Source organism: Eikenella sp. (assembly GCF_057315495.1).
On sequence record NZ_DBHKXY010000057.1, the window covers coordinates 1 to 17,522 of the forward strand.

16 protein-coding genes are annotated in these 17,522 nt (G+C 57.1%); 10 read left to right on the forward strand and 6 right to left on the reverse strand.

Annotation, left to right across the window (positions count from 1 at the left end):
• Positions 1-102: 102 nt before the first annotated feature.
• The 5 genes from narI to ACO6EE_RS09330 form a co-directional block, all read right to left on the reverse strand.
• Positions 103-789 (reverse strand): respiratory nitrate reductase subunit gamma, encoded by a 687-nt coding sequence (gene narI, locus ACO6EE_RS09310; RefSeq protein ID WP_064086144.1) that lies wholly within the window; start codon positions 787-789, stop codon positions 103-105.
• Between the two features lie 24 nt (positions 790-813).
• Positions 814-1,458: a nitrate reductase molybdenum cofactor assembly chaperone gene (gene narJ / locus ACO6EE_RS09315; protein WP_485960752.1), complete on the reverse strand. Its 645-nt coding sequence runs from the start codon at positions 1,456-1,458 to the stop codon at positions 814-816.
• Entirely contained in the window at positions 1,458-3,026 is a 1,569-nt protein-coding gene (gene narH / locus ACO6EE_RS09320) for a nitrate reductase subunit beta (RefSeq protein ID WP_485960753.1), read from the reverse strand. Before narH ends, narJ begins: the two co-directional genes overlap by 1 nt.
• Positions 3,027-3,098: 72 nt before the next feature.
• The gene (locus ACO6EE_RS09325) at positions 3,099-3,470 is read right to left on the reverse strand and encodes a cupin domain-containing protein (protein WP_240127347.1); all 372 of its coding nucleotides are present in this window, start codon (positions 3,468-3,470) and stop codon (positions 3,099-3,101) included.
• A 63-nt stretch (positions 3,471-3,533) separates the two neighbouring features.
• A complete protein-coding gene (locus ACO6EE_RS09330; protein WP_485960754.1) occupies positions 3,534-7,220 on the reverse strand; it encodes a nitrate reductase subunit alpha in 3,687 nt (1,228 codons plus the stop codon).
• Between the two features lie 340 nt (positions 7,221-7,560).
• Here ACO6EE_RS09330 and ACO6EE_RS09335 point away from each other — a divergent pair, with 340 nt between their 5' ends.
• The 10 genes from ACO6EE_RS09335 (at position 7,561) to ACO6EE_RS09380 (ending at position 16,349) form a co-directional block, all read left to right on the forward strand.
• Positions 7,561-7,989 carry a TOBE domain-containing protein gene (locus ACO6EE_RS09335; protein WP_485960755.1) on the forward strand — a complete coding sequence of 143 codons (429 nt, stop codon included), beginning with the start codon at positions 7,561-7,563 and terminating at the stop codon, positions 7,987-7,989.
• Between the two features lie 286 nt (positions 7,990-8,275).
• On the forward strand, positions 8,276-10,273 hold the full coding sequence (locus tag ACO6EE_RS09340; protein ID WP_485960756.1) for a TonB-dependent receptor plug domain-containing protein: 1,998 nt from the start codon (positions 8,276-8,278) through the stop codon (positions 10,271-10,273).
• Positions 10,274-10,666: 393 nt separating this feature from the next.
• Positions 10,667-11,197: a DUF2478 domain-containing protein gene (locus tag ACO6EE_RS09345; protein WP_485960757.1), complete on the forward strand. Its 531-nt coding sequence runs from the start codon at positions 10,667-10,669 to the stop codon at positions 11,195-11,197.
• On the forward strand, positions 11,194-12,249 hold the full coding sequence (locus ACO6EE_RS09350; RefSeq protein WP_485960758.1) for an ABC transporter substrate-binding protein: 1,056 nt from the start codon (positions 11,194-11,196) through the stop codon (positions 12,247-12,249). Before ACO6EE_RS09345 ends, ACO6EE_RS09350 begins: the two co-directional genes overlap by 4 nt.
• A gap of 183 nt (positions 12,250-12,432) precedes the next feature.
• On the forward strand, positions 12,433-12,750 hold the full coding sequence (locus ACO6EE_RS09355; RefSeq protein WP_485960759.1) for a hypothetical protein: 318 nt from the start codon (positions 12,433-12,435) through the stop codon (positions 12,748-12,750).
• Positions 12,720-13,127: a hypothetical protein gene (locus ACO6EE_RS09360; RefSeq protein ID WP_485960760.1), complete on the forward strand. Its 408-nt coding sequence runs from the start codon at positions 12,720-12,722 to the stop codon at positions 13,125-13,127. The genes ACO6EE_RS09355 and ACO6EE_RS09360 overlap by 31 nt, the downstream gene beginning before the upstream one ends.
• Positions 13,128-13,163: 36 nt before the next feature.
• Positions 13,164-13,976, forward strand: coding sequence for a methyltransferase domain-containing protein (locus ACO6EE_RS09365; RefSeq protein ID WP_485960761.1), 813 nt, complete (start codon positions 13,164-13,166; stop codon positions 13,974-13,976).
• Between the two features lie 173 nt (positions 13,977-14,149).
• Positions 14,150-15,088 carry a bifunctional riboflavin kinase/FAD synthetase gene (ribF, locus tag ACO6EE_RS09370; protein WP_485960762.1) on the forward strand — a complete coding sequence of 313 codons (939 nt, stop codon included), beginning with the start codon at positions 14,150-14,152 and terminating at the stop codon, positions 15,086-15,088.
• An 85-nt stretch (positions 15,089-15,173) separates the two neighbouring features.
• Entirely contained in the window at positions 15,174-15,314 is a 141-nt protein-coding gene (locus tag ACO6EE_RS09375) for a hypothetical protein (RefSeq protein ID WP_485958871.1), read from the forward strand.
• A 153-nt stretch (positions 15,315-15,467) separates the two neighbouring features.
• Complete coding sequence (locus ACO6EE_RS09380; RefSeq protein ID WP_485960763.1) at positions 15,468-16,349, forward strand: hypothetical protein; 882 nt, start codon at positions 15,468-15,470, stop codon at positions 16,347-16,349.
• A gap of 292 nt (positions 16,350-16,641) precedes the next feature.
• Here the strand turns inward: ACO6EE_RS09380 and ACO6EE_RS09385 are convergent.
• Positions 16,642-17,522 (reverse strand): DALR domain-containing protein (locus tag ACO6EE_RS09385; protein ID WP_485960764.1); only part of this gene is annotated, 881 nt, incomplete at its 5' end.

Here is a 17,522-nt window from a genome sequence, read left to right on the forward strand (position 1 = left end):
CAGTGTGTTATCTTCATATTTCGAGGGTAACATATCTGCTAATCTAGTACAGCCCATAAAAAATTCAGGTAGCCTCCTAGAAGGCTACCTGAAAATATTACCTTAGCGGCGGCGTACCAGCTGCCAGGGGCGGAATACGTAGAGTGCGCTGGCAAAACCGCTCCACACATGCACCATACGGGTGAACGGGAAGATGAGGAAGAAGGTCATGCCCATAAACATATGCAGTTTGAAGAGGATGTGCGCATCGGTAATGAAGCTGGCGGCTTCCACACCACGGAAAGTAACGATGTGCTGCGCCCACTGCATGAGCAGGGTCATTTCGTGGCCGTCCATGTGGCCTGCGCTCACGCAGATGGTGGAGAGGCCGAGCACCAGGGTCACCAAAATCCACACCAGCAGCAGCTTGTCGCGCCAGGTGCTGTTGATATTGATGCGGTCGATGGTGAAGCGGCGTTTGATTAGAATCAGCAGGCCGACCAGCGCCATGGTGCCGAAGATGCCGCCGGCGGTCATGGCCAAGAGCTGTTTGGCCGCATGGCTCACGCCCAAAGCGTGCCATACCCACAACGGGGTGAGCAGACCGACAAAGTGGCCGCCGAACACAGCCAATACGCCAACGTGGAACAGGATATTGCCCAAGCGCAGCTGGCCGTCATACAGCAGCTGGCTGGAGTCGCTCTTCCAGGTGTACTGCTCGCGATCAAAGCGCACGAGGCTGCCGAAGAAGAAAATTGCCAAACAAATATAGGGATAGATGGCAAAGAAGAAGAAGTGCAGGTTACTCATATCAAAACTCCCAAGCAGGTATGCTTACTTGCTTTTTGGATAAAATTGTACGGTTTGGATGCTCGGCTTGAGCAGAGGCTCAAGGCCGGATGCGTCAGGGCCGAAGGTTTCCATGGCTTCGTCCATATCGCGCACGGGCGGCTCGATCAGCGGCTGAGGCTCCACGGGACTGAGCGACACGGCGCATTCCAACACAGCGGCATAAGGCGAACCCGCGGTGCGCAGGTTTTTGCCAATATGGTTGATCACGTGTATCGCATCGCCCAGCAGCTTTTGCGCTTCATCCGGCGAAATGTGCGAGAAAAACTCCAACAGCGCAGGCAGATAGTCGGGCAGTTCGTCGTCGCCCAATTCAAAGCCGTGTCGGCGGTATTCTTCCAACAAATCCACCATGGCGCTGCCACGGTCGCGATCTTCGCCGAAAACATGCTCGAAAATATACAGCGCGTGCAGACGATTGCGGTCGAAGGTGGCAACGTATTCTTCCTGAATATGGCGCAGGCTGTTGCCGCCCAGATAATCCAGCAACGCTTGCAAACCCTCGCGGTGTGCGGCTAATTCGGGCATCTGGTCGAGAGCTGCCTGGAATTCAGGCAGCGCCTCTACCAAATCGGCTTCCGGATAGCACAGCAGCGCCGAAAGGAATTTGTACACCGGATTGCCCTGCATCAGCGCACCCCTTTTTCGCGGTTTTCTTCCAAGTCCTTACGCCGGTCGAAGAAGATAATGGGCGAGGCTTTAGGCTTGCCGAACAAGCTTTCTTTGGTTACGCCGTCCGAGCCGCCGGAACAACCATTACCGAAGGAGAAGCCGCAGCTTGCCTTATCTTCAAAGGCATTTTCCACCTGTTCTTTGTGGCTGGTGGGAATCACGAAGCGGTCTTCGTAGTTGGCGATGGCCATGATCTGGTACATATCTTCCACCATGGCGGGGGTCAGACCGGTGCCGTCCAAGGTTTGTTCCAGCGTTTCGCCGTGTACCATCTGGCCGCGTTTGAAGCGGCGCATGGCAATCATGCGCTCCAGCGCTTCTTTAATCGGTTCGATTTTGCCGGCAGTCAGCAGGTTGGCCAGATAGCGCAGCGGAATGCGCATTTCATCCACGCTGGGGATAATGCCGTTTTCGCCCACCAACCCGTTTTCAATGGCGGATTGGATCGGGGAGAGCGGCGGGATATACCATACCATCGGCAGCGTGCGGTATTCGGGATGCAGCGGGAAAGCGATTTTCCATTCCATCGCCATTTTGTAGACGGGCGATTTTTTCGCTGCATCTAGCCAGCTCTGGCTGATGCCCTGTTTCAGGGCTTCGCGCTGAACTTCGGGATCGTGCGGATTAAGGAATACGCCCAGCTGCGCTTCATACAGGTCTTGCGGGTTTTCTACTGAAGCAGCTTTTTCGATCTTGTCGGCGTCATACAGCAGCACGCCCAGATAGCGGATGCGGCCTACGCAGGTTTCGGAGCACACGGTCGGTTCGCCCGCTTCGATGCGCGGATAGCAGAAAATACATTTTTCGGCTTTACCGCTAACCCAGTTGTAGTAGATTTTTTTGTACGGGCAGCCGGAAACACACATACGCCAGCCGCGACATTTGTCTTGGTCGATGAGCACGATGCCGTCGTCTTCGCGTTTGTAGATGCTGCCGGACGGACAGGATGCAACGCAGGCCGGGTTCAGGCAGTGTTCGCACAGACGCGGCAGATACATCATAAAGGTCTGCTCGAATGCGCCCATCATTTCTTTCTGGATGCCTTCAAACAGGGTATCTTTGGCGCGCTTTTCAAATTCGCCGGCCAAATCGTCTTCCCAGTTCGGGCCCCATTCAATCTTGTCCATTTTCTTGCCAGTGAGCACGGAAATCGGCCGCGCGGTGGGCGGGGTTTTCATGCGCGGGGCATTTTGCAGGTGCTCGTAATCGTAGGTAAACGGCTCGTAGTAGTCGTCGATCTGCGGCAGGTTGGGGTTGGCGAAAATGTTGGACAAAATTTTCAAACGGCCGCCCTGCTTGGGCACGAGTTTGCCGTCGGGCTTGCGCACCCAGCCGCCTTTCCATTTTTCCTGGTCTTCCCAGTTTTTCGGGAAACCGATACCAGGCTTGGTTTCAACGTTGTTGAACCAGGCGTATTCCACGCCGTCGCGGCTCGTCCATACGTTTTTGCAGGTAACGGAGCAGGTGTGGCAGCCGATACATTTGTCCAAGTTCAGCACCATGCCGACTTGTGCTCTGATTTTCATGATGTGTTCCTTAAATGATTGGTCTTTTTCAGGTAGCCTTCCATTTGGTTCTTAAGGCTACCTGAAAAACGGTTATGCCTTTTCGAATCCGGCTTTCGGGCTGACAATCGAAACCAAGATGCAGTCTTCCTGGCCGCTATTGCGGGCGCCGTGGATTTGGTGGTCGCCCACCACTACGCTCTCGCCTGCGCGGATGGTACGGCCGCTTTGCGCGTCGTCCACCAGCTCGGCTTCGCCTTGCAACACAATCCAGATATCCATGCCGTATGGATGGCGGTGGGCTGGCAACATGGTTTGCGGCGGAATCTGCCACAGCACCATATTGTCGTGTTGGTCTTGATACAGTACGGTGCGCACGGCTTCGGAGGAGTTTTCCTTCAAATAGTCGGAGAAACGGATAATCTGTGGGAGTTTCATGGTTTCGTTCTTTATTGGGAGTTTCATGGTTTCGTTCTTTATCCGGTTTTCAGGTAGCCTTTGGTTTAGCAGAAGGCTACCTGAAAAACCTTATGCCTGATCGGCGGGTTCGTCCATCCAGTCGATGTCCTTCATCTTACGGACAATTACCCACTCGTCGCGGTTGGAGCCGACCGTGCCGTAATAGTTGAAGCTGTACGCCAGCTGCGCATAGCCGCCTATCATGTGGGTTGGGTTCAATACCGCCTTGGTTACCGAGTTGTGGATGCCGCCGCGTTTCTTGGTGGTTTCCGCCGCAGGCGTGTGCACCAATTTTTCCTGAGCGTGGTACATCAAAATCATGGTTTCAGGAATACGCTGGCTCACAATCACGCGGCAGGCGATCGAACCGTTGGTGTTGAACACTTCCACCCAGTCGTTATCCACCAAACCGGCTTTCTTGGCATCGATTTCGGAAATCCACACGTGCGGGCCGCCGCGCGAAAGCGTGAGCATACGCAGGTTTTCCGAATAGGTGCTGTGGATACCCCATTTCTGGTGCGGCGTGAGGAAGTTGAGCGTGATTTCCGGATTGCCGTTGGGCATTTTGCCCAAGAGTTTCTTGGTGGTTTTGGTGTCCACGGCGGGGCGGTACACGCAGAAGGCCGCACCGAAATCGCGCATCCATTTGTGGTCTTGGTAGAACTGCTGGCGGCCGGTGAGCGTGCGCCACGGAATCAGCTCGTGCACGTTGGTGTAGCCGGCGGTGTAGCACACTTCTTCGCTCTCCACGCCCGACCAAATCGGCGAGGTAACAATCTTGCGCGGCTGGGCGACGATGTCGCGGAAGCGGATTTGCGTGTGCTCGCTAGCATTAATCAGGTGCGTATGGTCGCGGCCGGTGATTTTGCCCAGCGACTGCCAAGCTTTTTTCGAAACATGGCCGTTGGTTTCCGGCGCCAGGGTCAGAACCATTTCGGCCGCATCGATGGCGGTTTCGATTTTCGGCTGACCTTTGCCTACACCTTCGGCACGCACGCCGTTGAGTTTGCGCAGGAAGTCCACTTCATGCTTGGTATCCCAAGCCATGCCTTTGCCGTTGTTGTTCACTTTTTCCAGCAAGGGGCCGATAGAAGTGAATTTCTCGTAAATCGCGCCGTAATCGCGTTCCACCACGGTCATCGCAGGCATGGTTTTGCCCGGAATCGGCTCGCACTCGCCCAGTTTCCAATCTTTTGGATCGAAGGGCTGGCCGAGTTCCTGCGGGCTGTCGTGCATCAGCGGGGTGAGCACGATGTCTTTGCGCACGCCCAGATAGTCTTTGGCCAGCTCGCTGAATTTTTTGGCCAGGCCTTTATAGATTTCCCAGTCGGATTTGCTCTGCCACAGAGGCTGCACCGCTTCGGTAAACGGATGGATGAACGGGTGCATGTCGGACGTGTTCAGATCGTGTTTTTCGTACCAAGTGGCGGTCGGGAAAATCACGTCGGCGTACAGCGCGGTCGTGTTCATGCGGAAATCCAAGAGCGTGAACAAATCCAGCTTGCCTTCCACGCCTTCCCGCTGCTTCACTTCGGCCGGTTTCAGGCAATCGTCTTCGTCGCTCATCAGGCCGTTTTGCGTGCCGAGCAGGTATTTCAGGAAATATTCGTGGCCTTTGCCGGAAGAGCCCAAAATGTTGGAACGCCAAATAAACATATTGCGCGGCCAGTTTTTCGGGTTTTCCGGATCGTCGCAAGACATCTCCAGCGTACCTTCCTTCAAACCTTTCACCACATAATCTACCGGCGCCATGCCGGCTTTTTCGGCCGCATCGGTTATGTCCAGCGGATTGGTTTCCAACTGCGGCGCGCTCGGCGTCCAACCCATGCGGGCGGCTTTGGCGTTGTAGTCGATCATGGTCAGGCGGCGCATATCGTCGCCGGCGTCGGACGTGAGCAGTTCGTCGGCGGACACGGTTTCGTGGCGGTACTGGCCGGTGTGGCCGTAGAAGAACGAAGTGCCGGCCATTTGGCGCGCGGGGCGGTGCCAGTCGAGCGCGAAAGTCAGCGGTGCCCAGCCGGACTGCGGACGCAGTTTTTCCTGTCCCACATAATGGCACCAGCCGCCGCCGGACTTGCCGATGGTGCCGCACATCATCAGCATGTTAATCAGGCCGCGATAGTTCATGTCCAGGTAATACCAGTGGTTCAGGCCGGCACCGACGATAATCATCGAACGGCCTTTGGTATCGTGCGCGTTTTGGGCGAACTCGCGGGCTACCTGAATCACGCGCTCGGGGGCGACGCCGGTGTGTTTTTCCTGCCATTTCGGCGTGTAGGGCTTGTCGTCAAAATAATCTTTGGCCACGTTCTCGTCGCCCAAGCCATTATCTACGCCGTATTGCGCTACCAGGAGGTCGAATACAGTGGCCACCAGCTGGCTGCTGCCGTCGGCCAAGGTGATGCGTTTTACCGGCACTCTGCGGAAGGTTTTTTCTTCGTCGAATTCGCCGCCGAAGTAATCGAAACCAACGCGTACCACGTCATCGGCGCATGCCTTCAGCGACAAGGCTGCCTGAACATCCTGGTCATCCTGTGCCTTGGTTTCCAGATTCCATTTTTGGCTGCCATCCCAACGGAAGCCGATAGAGCCGTTGGGCAACATCAGGCTGTCGGTTTTCTCGTTCCACGCCAGTACTTTCCAATCGGGATTTTTCTCTTCGCCGAAGTTGTCGCTCAGATGGGAGGCACGCAGAGTGTATTCCGGGCGGTACCCTTCGCCATCTTCTTTCAAGCACACCAGCACCGGCATATCGGTCAGGCGACGGCAGTAATCTTGGAAATAGTCGGAAGGATTGTCGATGTGGAACTCTTTGAGGATAACGTGTCCCATCGCCATCGCCAGCGCAGCATCCGTGCCTTGGCGCGGCGCGAGCCAGATGTCGCTGAACTTGGCCATTTCGCCGAAGTCGGACGACACGGCAACAGTTTTGGTACCTTTGTAGCGCACTTCTGTGTAGAAGTGGGCGTCTGGGGTACGGGTCATCGGGATGTTGGAACCCCAGACCAAAAGATAGTTGGAGTTGTACCAGTCGGCAGATTCGGCCACGTCGGTCTGTTCACCCCAAGTCTGCGGTGAAGCAGGCGGCAGGTCGCAATACCAGTCGTAGAACGACAGCGGCACGCCGCCGATCAAACCAAGATAGCGCGCGCCTGCAGCGTAGCTGATCATTGACATGGCAGGAATCGGCGAGAAGCCGATAACACGGTCGGGACCGTATTTCTTGATGGTGTAGCAGTTGGCTGCGGCCACCATTTCATAGGCTTCGTCCCAGTTGGAACGCACGAAGCCGCCCAAGCCGCGCTGGGATTTGTAGGACTTGGAGCGCTCGGGGTCTTCCACAATCCATTTCCATGCTTCGATCGGGTCTTTGGTTTTGCGTGCTTCGCGCCACAGTTCGGCCAGCGCGCCGCGCATCATCGGATATTTGATGCGCTGGGCAGAATAAACATACCAGCTGTACGATGCACCACGCGGGCAGCCGCGGGGCTCGTGGTTGGGCAAATCCGGGCGGGTGCGCGGATAATCGGTTTGCTGGGTTTCCCAGGTGATGATGCCGTTTTTAACGTAGATTTTCCACGAGCATGAACCGGTACAGTTCACGCCGTGGGTAGAACGGGCGATTTTGTCGTGCGACCAGCGGCTGCGGTAGGCATTTTCCCACTTGCGGTCTTCGTTGGTTAAAACGCCGTGACCGTTAGAAAACGGCTCGCGCTTTTGCCTGAAGAAGGTCAGGCGATCTAAGAAATGGCTCATGTGCAATCCCTATGTGTATGCTTTGCCAGCAAAACCGTGCAAAAGCCTTCCTGTGCAAAGCTATTCTCAAAACCGAAATACTTTTATACTCAGTGGATTGAACTATAAAACAAGCAAGCATTAAAGAACATGCTTCCAATAGGTTTAATTGCCATTCATTCGATGGATATAAATTACTCCGAAAGAACTAGTTCAAAATAATGATTGCCAATACATCATTAGAAGAGTATGTGATGGCAGGCATATTCGGCTAGAATTGCACCTCCTTCCAACTCAAGCCGAATTATGGCATTATTCACATTTAATTATGTTTATGGAAAATAACAAAAGTAACTCTCTTATGAAAACCAGTGCCCGTAACCAACTGCCCGGCAAAATCACTGCCGTCAAACACGGCCCCGTTACCAGCGAAATCACACTCCAGCTGGCCAACGGCATGAGCCTCGTCGGCACCGTAACCGAAGAAAGCTGCCGCGAGCTGGGCTTGGCGGAAGGCGGTTTGGCCACCGCGCTGATTAAAGCCAGCAACATCATCGTGGCCACCGACCTGCACCCGATGAAGCTCTCCGCCCGCAACCAGCTCGCTGGCCTTGTTACCCATGTTGAACGCGGCGCCGTGAACTCCATCGTCAGCATCGACATCGGCGGCAGTCTCATCCTCACTGCCGGCATCACCATGCAAAGCACCGAAACCCTCGATTTGCACCCCGGCCAAAAGGTTACCGCCATTTTCAAAGCCAGCAGCGTGATTTTGGGCGTAGTCGCTTAATAATCATCCAAACAAGAGCCACCAAAGGCTACCTGAAAACATGGCTTCAACCGAATTATGTTTTCAGGTAGCCTTTTTTCGTTTGGCAAAATAGCGGCTGCATAGCAGATTACGCTTGAACCAAGGAAAAATGGTAAACTGCATACAACACAGACAACAGGCGAATCAACACAGCAACACCCTTACTTTTAATTCACTCTATCTAATCCCTTCGGCTGATGGCATATGTTCAGTGAGCAAGTTAGATTCACTCAATCTTAACTAAACTATACATAAGCCATTATATATGTCTCCCCGCTTCTCCCACAACGCCATCCTGCTCGGCCTGCTTGCCTTGGCCGCCACCCCCCAAGCCTTTGCCGACGGCACAAGCCCCGAAGAGCAATCTTTCGAATTAGGCCAGATCACCATCACCGGCCAGCGTACCCGCAGCACCGATGCTGGCGAACGTACCCTTACCACCGAAGACATCCGCCGCAACAATAGCCAAAACATCGCTGAAGCACTCGAGCCCCTGCCCGGCGTAAACATCGACTTTTCCGGCGGCCGCAACGAAACCGGCCTGCGCGTGCGCAGCTACGATGCCCGCCAAGTGCCGCTGTTTCTCGACGGCATCCCGCAATACGTCCCCTACGACGGCTATGTGGACTTCGCCCGCTTTCTCACCCCCGGCCTCTCGTCAATCCGCGTAGCCAAGAGCGGCGCTTCGCTAATGTACGGCCCCAATACTTTGGGTGGTGCGATTAACCTAGTCACGCGCAAACCGAGCAAACCGTTTGAAGGCGACATCAATATCGGCTTCGACGATACCGTTGGCCACAACCTGTCCGCCAACTTCGGCGCCAATACTGGCCGCTTCTATGTACAGGGCGGTTTCGCTTATTTAGACTCCGACCGCTTCCGCCTGCCGCACCATTTCCACGACCCAAAGCGCAGCCCCACCGACACCGGTTCCTACCGCGAAAACGCCGCCCGCACCGACCGCCACTATTCGCTCAAACTAGGCTTCACCCCCAACCTGACCGACGAATACGCCATCGGCTACAGCGGTATCCGCAGCGAAAAACAGCAGCCCGTTTATGTCGGCACTGCCAACGTAGACGCCCGCTACTGGCGCTGGCCGTATTGGGATAAAGACAGCTACTACTTCATCGGCAACATCGGCCTTGGCGAAGCCAACCGCCTGAAAATCCGTGCCTACCGCGACACCTACAAAAACGGCATGCAAGCATACAGCGATAGCAGCTACCTCGTGCCCGATGGCGACATCAGCGTCTACAAAGACCGCACCACCGGCCTGAGCATCAACTTCTCCACCACTGCATGGCAAAACCAGCTGTTGCAAGTCGGCTACCAATATAAAACCGACCGCCATCACGAGTTCAAAGATAACCAAGTTTTCCGTGATGCCGCCCACCAAATCGCCGTCGAACACCAAATCGACTTTACTCCGACCTGGCGGCTGCGCAGCGGCGTAGACTATGAGCGCCTCGCCACCAAAGAGCTGCCCGCCACGTTTAACAATGGCAAAACTTCTTCGGTAAACGGCCTGCTGGAACTGAGCTACCGCCCGAACGAAAACCACAGCTTCTACGGCACGGTATCGAGCAAATCACGTTTTCCCAGCCTGAAAGACCGCTATTCTTACAAGCGGGGGCGTGCCATCCCCAACCCCGACTTAGAATCTGAGCGTGCCAACCACATCGAATTGGGCTGGCGCGGCAAACCGTGGGCTGGCGCAGAAGCCGAAGCTGCCGTGTTCTACAGCCGCCTGCTCAACGAAATCCAAAACGCCTACGTGCCCGACCCCACCGGCCGCACCTGCCGCCGCTCTCCAGTGCGTGGCTATTGCCAGCAAACCCAAAACATCGGCCGCACCCGCCACACCGGCATCGAGCTCAGCCTGCGTCAAGACATCGGCAGCCAATGGACGCTCGGCGCCGCCTACGGCTACCTGAACCGCAAAGACCTCGGCAGCACCGACACCCCAATGCTGAACACCCCCAGCCACAAACTATCAGCCTATGCCGAATACCGCCCCATCGAGCGTGTCAGCCTGCACGCCTCCGTGCTGGCCGAAACCGGCCGCAAATCCTCCTACGGCAACAACACGCGCACCCTCGGCGGCTACGCAGTTTACAACGCCAAAGCCGTTTGGCGTATCCGCGAAGGCATGAGCTGGGAAGCCGGCATCGAAAACATTGGCAACCGCCATTACGAGCTGAGCGATGGCTACCCCATGCCTGGCCGTACCTGGTTCACCAATCTGCGCTACGCGTTTTAAACCGTAAACGGCCTGCATTTTCAGGTAGCCTGAAGCTTCAGGCTACCTGAAAGCACAACTGCAACAAAATCATAGCGGATTCAATTCGACTGTCGATTACAAGGCAATGCGCCACAGGCAGCGCGTGCATACGGCAAGGCCAACCCACGCCGTAGCGGAAATTCGATTTATCCGCTATAAGCTGCCGCCTGCACACATGAAATAGACAGCGCCGCTGCACAGCGGCACAATATTCGGTAGCCAGAAGCTCCTTGCCGGAGCCCGATAAAATATCGATGGATACAGCAGGCTTGCCCCGTTTTCAGGTAGCCTCTCCTAAAGGCTACCTGAAAACCTAAAAATATTAAGATTGCAGTAAAGTTCAACTCCATCTAGCCCAAGCCGGTTCCGACCATGAACGATTTTTCCACCGCCGCCGTCCTCTACAACGACGAAGGCGACGCCGCCACCGCCGCACTGTGGCACACCGCCACCGAATTGCGCCGTCTCGGTTTTCACCTAGGCGGCCTGCTCAACCCACTAGACAATCAAGGCCGCCACATCAATTCCCGCCTCGTTTCCATTGCCGACGGCGTGGAATTTTCCATCTTCCAAAACCTCGGCAGCGGCTCGTCCGGCTGCAAACTTGATGGCGGCAGGCTGGTCGCAGCGGGCGCTGCGGTGCGCGATGCCGTCCAGGCGCAAGCTGACTTAGTCTTCATCAATAAATTCGGCCACGCCGAAATAGAAAACCGCGGGCTTTTAGCCGAATATCTTGTCGCGGCCGCCGCAGGCATCCCCGTGCTCACCACCCTGCCCTGCGCCTATTTAAATGATTGGCGCAATTTCTGCGGTGGCGAAGGTGTTGAACTGGCCGCTGATGCCGATGCCATTACTGCCTGGGCGCTGGCCGCCATCGCCGAAAGGCGCGGAGCCGGCATATGATCAGCCGCCGCGATTTCCTCCGCGGCCTGATTGCCGGCAGCCTACTGCTGGCCGGCTGCCGCCCCAATGAAGACGATGCCCCCGCAGCCCCCGCCCTCTCCCAATCCGCCTCCGACCTGCTGCACAGCTTCGGGCTACCTGAAAGTAATACCAGTTCCTTCCGCCGCCTGTATGCCGCCGGGCCGCCCGCCGAAGTGCTGCTCTATGCGCTGGCACCGGAGCGCCTCATCGGCTGGACGGCGCAAAAACGGCCGCAGGCACTGGCTATGCTGAGCGAAGCCTCCCGCCACCTGCCCCCGCTCGGCGGTATCAACGGGCGCGGCTCGCCCGTATCGCTCGAACGCCTACTGGCAGAAAAAATCGATGCCGTGGTAGACGTGGGCGTAGTGAGTGAAGCCACCGTTTCCACCGCCCAGCAAACCGTCAAACAGCTCGGCGTGCCCTACCTGCTGCTGGAAGGCAGGCTGGCGCAGTCGGCAGAACAAATCCGCCAGCTGGGCAGCCTCATCGCCTCGCCGCACACCGAACGCCTCGCCGCACTGGCCGAACAGGCACTCGCCTTCGCACAACGCGAAGCCGCCGCCCGCAGCCGCCCCGTCAGCGTTTATCTGGCTCGCGGCCGCGACGGGCTGGAAACCGGCCGCCGCAACTCCATCCACACCGAAGTGGCCGAACTGTTGGGCGCACGCAATGTGGGCGACGCACTCGCAGGCGGCGGCCTGGCACAGGTTTCCATCGAACAGATCATTCTGTGGCAGCCCGACTGGATTCTCACTCAAGAAGCCGATTTTGCCGTTCAGGTAGCCCGCAACCCGCTGTGGAAAAACGTGAACGCTGTGCGCGAAGGCCGCATCGGCCTGCTGCCGCGCCTGCCCTACGGCTGGATCGACGGCCCGCCCGGCATCAACCGCCTGCCCGGCATTTACACACTGGCTGCCATCCTCTCCGGCCAGCCGCCGGCACGCTACCGCGAACAGATCCTGCCCCTGCTCGAAGCGCTGTACCACCACCGCCCCTCCCCCGCACAACAACGCCTGCTCGGGCTAGCCTAAACAGCAATGTTCCAGTAGTCCGGCACAGCATGATAGAAGGCGCTTTCGCTGAAACACCGCTTTCAGGTAGCCTTTTTCCGCCCGAACATTCTCTCTAAAGCCCTTCGGCTATAGACAACTCCCCCGCCAAACGGCACAATGCGGCTTCGTTCCTCATTCATCATATTTCAAAAGGAAACCACAATGAAAAAATATCTGTTTGCCGCAGCCGTATTGGCCGCCGTTGCCGCTCCTGCCGCCCAGGCCAAAACCCTGCAGCAAATGCGCAACGAATTCGTGAGCGCCTGCACCCAATCTGCCACTTCCGGAAGCAGCTCCCTGAACCAGCAAATGGCTCGCACTCTCTGCTCCTGCACCTTCGACGAAACCGGCAAACAATACGGCACCCGCTGGAAAGCCACTCTGGATGCCTACGACCGCACCGGCAACGACCCGCAGTTTGAAAGCCGTATGCGCCGCAACACCGAAGCGTGCATCAACCGCCACCTCAACCGCCGCTAAACGGCACACAGGCAGCCCGCTGTTTTTCAGGCTGCCTAATTTTTATCCTTCACTCATCCACATCAAAATACCATGTTGAAAAACCCCTCTCCGCCCTATTCCTGCTCGCCCTCATCCCTAGCGCCACCGCCAATGCCCCCACCTACAGCACGCGCGATTTGTTTATCAGCCGCTGCACCGGCGAGACTGTAACCACCGGCATTTCCCGCCAATCCGCAGCCAATATCTGCGCCTGCACTTTCGACCAAATCAGCAGCCGCTACGGCAGCAACTGGCCGCAAGCCCTCACCAGCCAAGACATCAGCAACAAGTCCGAACTCACCAGACTCATCGACACCGCCACCCAGCAATGCATCTCCCGCCATGTGCCCCGCTAAATGCGGCATGATTCAAACCCACTTTTCAGGTAGCCCATGCCCCAGCCCCGCACCCTGCCCGCCGACTTCGCCGCCGCCTACCGCGAGCGCATGCTCGAACTCGGCTTCAGCGAAAAGCCCGCCGCCGAATGGGACGACAAAGCTCCCAGCTTCAGCGCCAAAATCCTCCAGCCCAGCCCCTACGCCGATGCCTTTATCGCCCGAATGCACCTCCGCCCCGGCGACACCCTGCTCGACGTCGGCTGCGGCCCCGGCACCCTCGCCCTGCGCCTTGCTCCCAAAGTGCAGCGCCTCTACGGCCTCGACTACAGCAGCGCCATGCTCCGTTGCCTGGAAGCAAACGCCCAAGCCGCCGGCCTTGCCAACATCATCCCCATCCACCTGAGCAAAGAAGACAGCTGGCACAACGTACCCGTGTGCGACATCGTCGTTTCCTCCCGCAGCGGGCTCGACCGCGACCTTGCCGCACTCTTTGCCAAACTCAGCGCCCACGCCCGCCGCAGCGTGTATTTCACCATCCTCGCCGACGGCCATTTCAACCCGCCCCAAATCAGCCGCCTGCTCGGCCAAGAGCGCAGCCCCTACCCCGGCTACATCTACGCCCTCAACATCCTCTACCAAATGGGCTACGACCCCACCCTCAGCTACATCACCACCCCCGGCCGCCTCGCCGACTGCACCCAACTGCCCGACTTCCTGCAGCGCATGGCCGCCGCCTACGGCACGCTCACCCCCGAACACACCCAACTCCTCACCCAATTCTTCCACCGCCACCACAGCCAATTCGCCGAAGCCCCCTTCGCCATGAAATGGGCACTCCTGAGCTGGAATACCGAAGCCGCCGCATGAGCGCCGGACAACAGAAAGGCTACCTGAAAACCTCCGCCGCAACGCCGTGCAAATCAACACACAGCCTTCCGACAATCCCAAAGTTTCAGGTAGCCTTCTTCCGCCCGCACCGCACCGGATGCTTTAATCCGCCCTTCCCGCTACAATAGCCCCTTTTTCCCACCCCGCCCGCCATGAACATCCGCTTCGGCAACACCGCATTTCGCCCGCACCCGCACGGCAGCGCCGTGACCATCGGCAATTTCGACGGTGTCCACCTCGGCCACCGCCATATCCTCGAACGCCTGCGCCATGAAGCCGACGAGCGCGGCCTTGCCGCCGTGGCCATCGTATTCGAACCCCAGCCGCAAGAATTTTTCAGCCGGCAGCGCGGCGCGGAAAAACCCTTCCGCCTCAGCCCCCTGCGCGAAAAGCTGCGCCTGCTGCGCGACACCGGCTGCCTCGACGCCGTCTGGGTGCTGCGTTTCAACGCCCGCCTCGCCGCCGTATCCGCCGCCGATTTCATCCGACACCTGCTCATCGAACAGCTGCACACCCGCCACCTGCTCATCGGCGACGACTTCCGCTTCGGCGCCGGCCGCCAAGGCGACTTCAGCCTCCTCAGCCGCTGCCCAGAATTCACCACCGAACGCACCCCCTCCGTGATGGTGCAAGACGTGCGCGCCAGCAGCACCCTCGTGCGCCAAGCCCTCAGCGAAGGCCGCCTCGGCTACGCCGCCAGCCTGCTCGGCCACCCCTATTCCCTCAGCGGCCGCGTGAAGCACGGCGCCAAGCTCGGCCGCACCATCGGCTGCCCCACCGCCAACCTCCACCTCCCCCCGCACCGCTACCCCCTCGGAGGCGTATTCGTCATCGCCGCCCACGGCACATTCGGCACCCGCTACGGCGTGGCCAGCTTCGGCCAAAATCCCACCGTGTCCAGCCTGCCCACGCAAAAACTGGAAGCCCACCTTTTCGACTTCGCCGACAATCTCTACGGCCAACGACTACGCATCGACTTCCTGCACAAACTGCGCGACGAAACCAAATTCCCCGGCCTACCCGAGCTGCAAGCACAAATCGCCGCCGACATCGCCCACGCCCGCGATTGGCTGGCACAACACCAGCGATAGCCCCGCCATCGGCTTGCCAGCCGCCGCCCCGCAGGCTACCATGCCGCACATAAACGATACCGATACGACCCGATCCGGAGCCCAAATGGATTCCCCCCGCGAACACGCCGTACCGCCGCACCAACAGCAACACCGCTGCCGCCAGCATGGCCTTCATGCTGCGCACAGCGGTGTTGTTGTTTGGCGGGGATTGGTACGGAAGAGGCTACCTGAAAACAGGCGGTGAAGATTGGTAAAGAGCAAAGGAAAGGTTTTCAGGTAGCCTCAAAAGAGGGAGGCGCATACCGAAAGGCTACCTGAAAACATCACAGCAAAGCCGAAACCAAGCCTATAAATTTGAACCACTGAATACCAACAAACCCTTCAAGGAGACAAACCCATGTTCACACCAAGCGACCTAGGCAAGCTGATAGTTTGGGGCGGGCTGCTGGGTATTGCTTTGGTCACCATCATTGCCATGGCTATCGGGTTCAAATTCACAGCCCGAAAAAATCGGCTTTGGGTAGGCCTGTTGATTGCGATAGCCGTGCCTTATTCGTGCATTTCGCCGCTGGTGCGCGACCATCAGCGGGCGCAGCAGAAAGCCGCAGAGGAAGACGCCGAATGGCGCAAACGCTACGAGCCCGCCAAAGCCCGCTTCGACCAACTGTGCCAAAATGCCGGCGAGAAGATCTACCGCACGGCGGACAATGTGGACGGCATCCTGCTGCTGAAAGTGCGCGGGGATGATGAGAAGTATCAAGACAGCTTCTACAATCCGCTGAAAGACCAGATGTGGGAGGATGCGGCGGTGGAGGGGGGTCCTACTCGTAAAAGCTATATTGCCAGCTTCTTGCCTTACTATATGCGTAATATCCATGCTTATTTGAATAGTGATGGATACCATTATGTAGATGTTCTTCAGAAGGATAATTCTATCGTTCGGTATAGTGGGGATTGGCAAATCACTTCAGATCAACCGTTTCATACTGAACTTAGTCCTGCACACCCTGCCCGTTATGCTGTTACTTATGAAAACGATATTTCTTGGGAAAACCGAAAGCATTGGATTGCTGGTACTACGTTGAAGGTTATTGACACTAAAACTAATGAGTTGATGGCAGAAAAAACGATGTATGCCTTTGTGCCTGCTTTGGGTTATTCCAAGTTTGAGCAAAACCCTAATCCCTGGGGGAGAGGGGAACGATGCCCACAAGAGTTTGGAACTCATATAGAAGCAGCTAATTTTGTTAATAAGGTTATTAAACCTTCTTCACACTAATGGAGATATAAAATGAATTCTACTATAGTGGGTTAAATTTAAATCAGGATAAGGTAGCGAGCCGCAGACAGTACAAATGCTAGCTAACGCTGTACTGGTTTAAATTTAATTCACTATACTAATAAAAATCCGGCAAGTAGCAAGTAGGTTGGGTTGATCAACCAAACGCTTTTCAGGCAGCCCTTCCCTTTTCAGGCTACCTGAAAAGCCATAGGTCGGATTCTTGAATCCGACACCCTGTTCAAGGCTACCTGAAATTTCAGGTAGCCTTTGTTTGCTTACATCAAACTCATCAGCCGCGTGTCCAGCTGGTGCCGTCCGCGCCGTCGCGCAGGGTGATGCCTTGCTCGGCGAGCAGGTCGCGAATGCGGTCGGATTCGGCCCAGTTTTTGTCGGCGCGGGCTTGCTTGCGCCGGGCGATGAGGGCTTCGATTTCTTCGCTGCTCAAACCGTTTGCGGACGCGCCGCCTTGCAGGAATTCGGTCGGGTTGCGTTGCAGCAGCCCGATGGTGCCGGCAAGAGCTTTGAGGCAGCCGGCAAGCTCGGCAGACTGGGTTTTGTTGGCTTCGCCGGCCAGCTCGAACAATACGGCCACGGCCTGCACGGTGTCGAAATCGTCGTTCATGGCGGCGAAGAAGCGGCGGGTGTAGTCGTTGGTTTCGGAGGCTACCTGAAGAGTTTCGGCCGAACCAAACTCGGCTGCTGGCGGCACATTGGCCAGGGTGTTGTAGAGCCGGGTGAGGGCGTTTTTGGCGTCGTCGAGGTGCGCATCCGAATAATTCAGCGGGCTGCGGTAGTGGGCGCGCAGGATGAAGAAGCGCACGACTTCGGGGTCGTATTGCTTCAGCACGTCGCGGATGGTGAAGAAGTTGCCCAGCGATTTGGACATTTTTTCGCCGTCCACACGGATGAAGCCGTTATGCAGCCAGTATTTGACGTGGCTGGCGATGCTTTGGCCGTGGTGGGTTTGCGCGTGGTCGTGGCCGCAGGTATGACCGCTGGCACCGACGCTTTGGGCGATTTCGTTTTCATGGTGCGGGAACTGCAAATCCGCGCCGCCGCCGTGAATATCGAAAGTATCGCCGAACAGGTTTTCACTCATGGCAGAGCATTCGATGTGCCAACCCGGACGGCCGTTGCCCCAAGGGCTTTCCCATGCCGGTTCGCCTGCTT

Bases quoted from the DNA above. Each gene is read 5' to 3' on its own strand.
- ACO6EE_RS09350 (WP_485960758.1), top strand. From the start codon at position 11,194: ATGATCAGCCGCCGCGATTTCCTCCGCGGCCTGATTGCCGGCAGCCTA.
- ACO6EE_RS09380 (WP_485960763.1), top strand. From the start codon at position 15,468: ATGTTCACACCAAGCGACCTAGGCAAGCTGATAGTTTGGGGCGGGCTG.
- ACO6EE_RS09325 (WP_240127347.1), bottom strand. From the start codon at position 3,470: ATGAAACTCCCAATAAAGAACGAAACCATGAAACTCCCACAGATTATC.
- ACO6EE_RS09345 (WP_485960757.1), top strand. From the start codon at position 10,667: ATGAACGATTTTTCCACCGCCGCCGTCCTCTACAACGACGAAGGCGAC.
- ribF (WP_485960762.1), top strand. From the start codon at position 14,150: ATGAACATCCGCTTCGGCAACACCGCATTTCGCCCGCACCCGCACGGC.
- ACO6EE_RS09365 (WP_485960761.1), top strand. From the start codon at position 13,164: ATGCCCCAGCCCCGCACCCTGCCCGCCGACTTCGCCGCCGCCTACCGC.
- narH (WP_485960753.1), bottom strand. From the start codon at position 3,026: ATGAAAATCAGAGCACAAGTCGGCATGGTGCTGAACTTGGACAAATGT.
- narJ (WP_485960752.1), bottom strand. From the start codon at position 1,458: ATGCAGGGCAATCCGGTGTACAAATTCCTTTCGGCGCTGCTGTGCTAT.
- ACO6EE_RS09355 (WP_485960759.1), top strand. From the start codon at position 12,433: ATGAAAAAATATCTGTTTGCCGCAGCCGTATTGGCCGCCGTTGCCGCT.
- ACO6EE_RS09330 (WP_485960754.1), bottom strand. From the start codon at position 7,220: ATGAGCCATTTCTTAGATCGCCTGACCTTCTTCAGGCAAAAGCGCGAG.
- narI (WP_064086144.1), bottom strand. From the start codon at position 789: ATGAGTAACCTGCACTTCTTCTTCTTTGCCATCTATCCCTATATTTGT.
- ACO6EE_RS09340 (WP_485960756.1), top strand. From the start codon at position 8,276: ATGTCTCCCCGCTTCTCCCACAACGCCATCCTGCTCGGCCTGCTTGCC.
- ACO6EE_RS09335 (WP_485960755.1), top strand. From the start codon at position 7,561: ATGAAAACCAGTGCCCGTAACCAACTGCCCGGCAAAATCACTGCCGTC.
- ACO6EE_RS09375 (WP_485958871.1), top strand. From the start codon at position 15,174: ATGGATTCCCCCCGCGAACACGCCGTACCGCCGCACCAACAGCAACAC.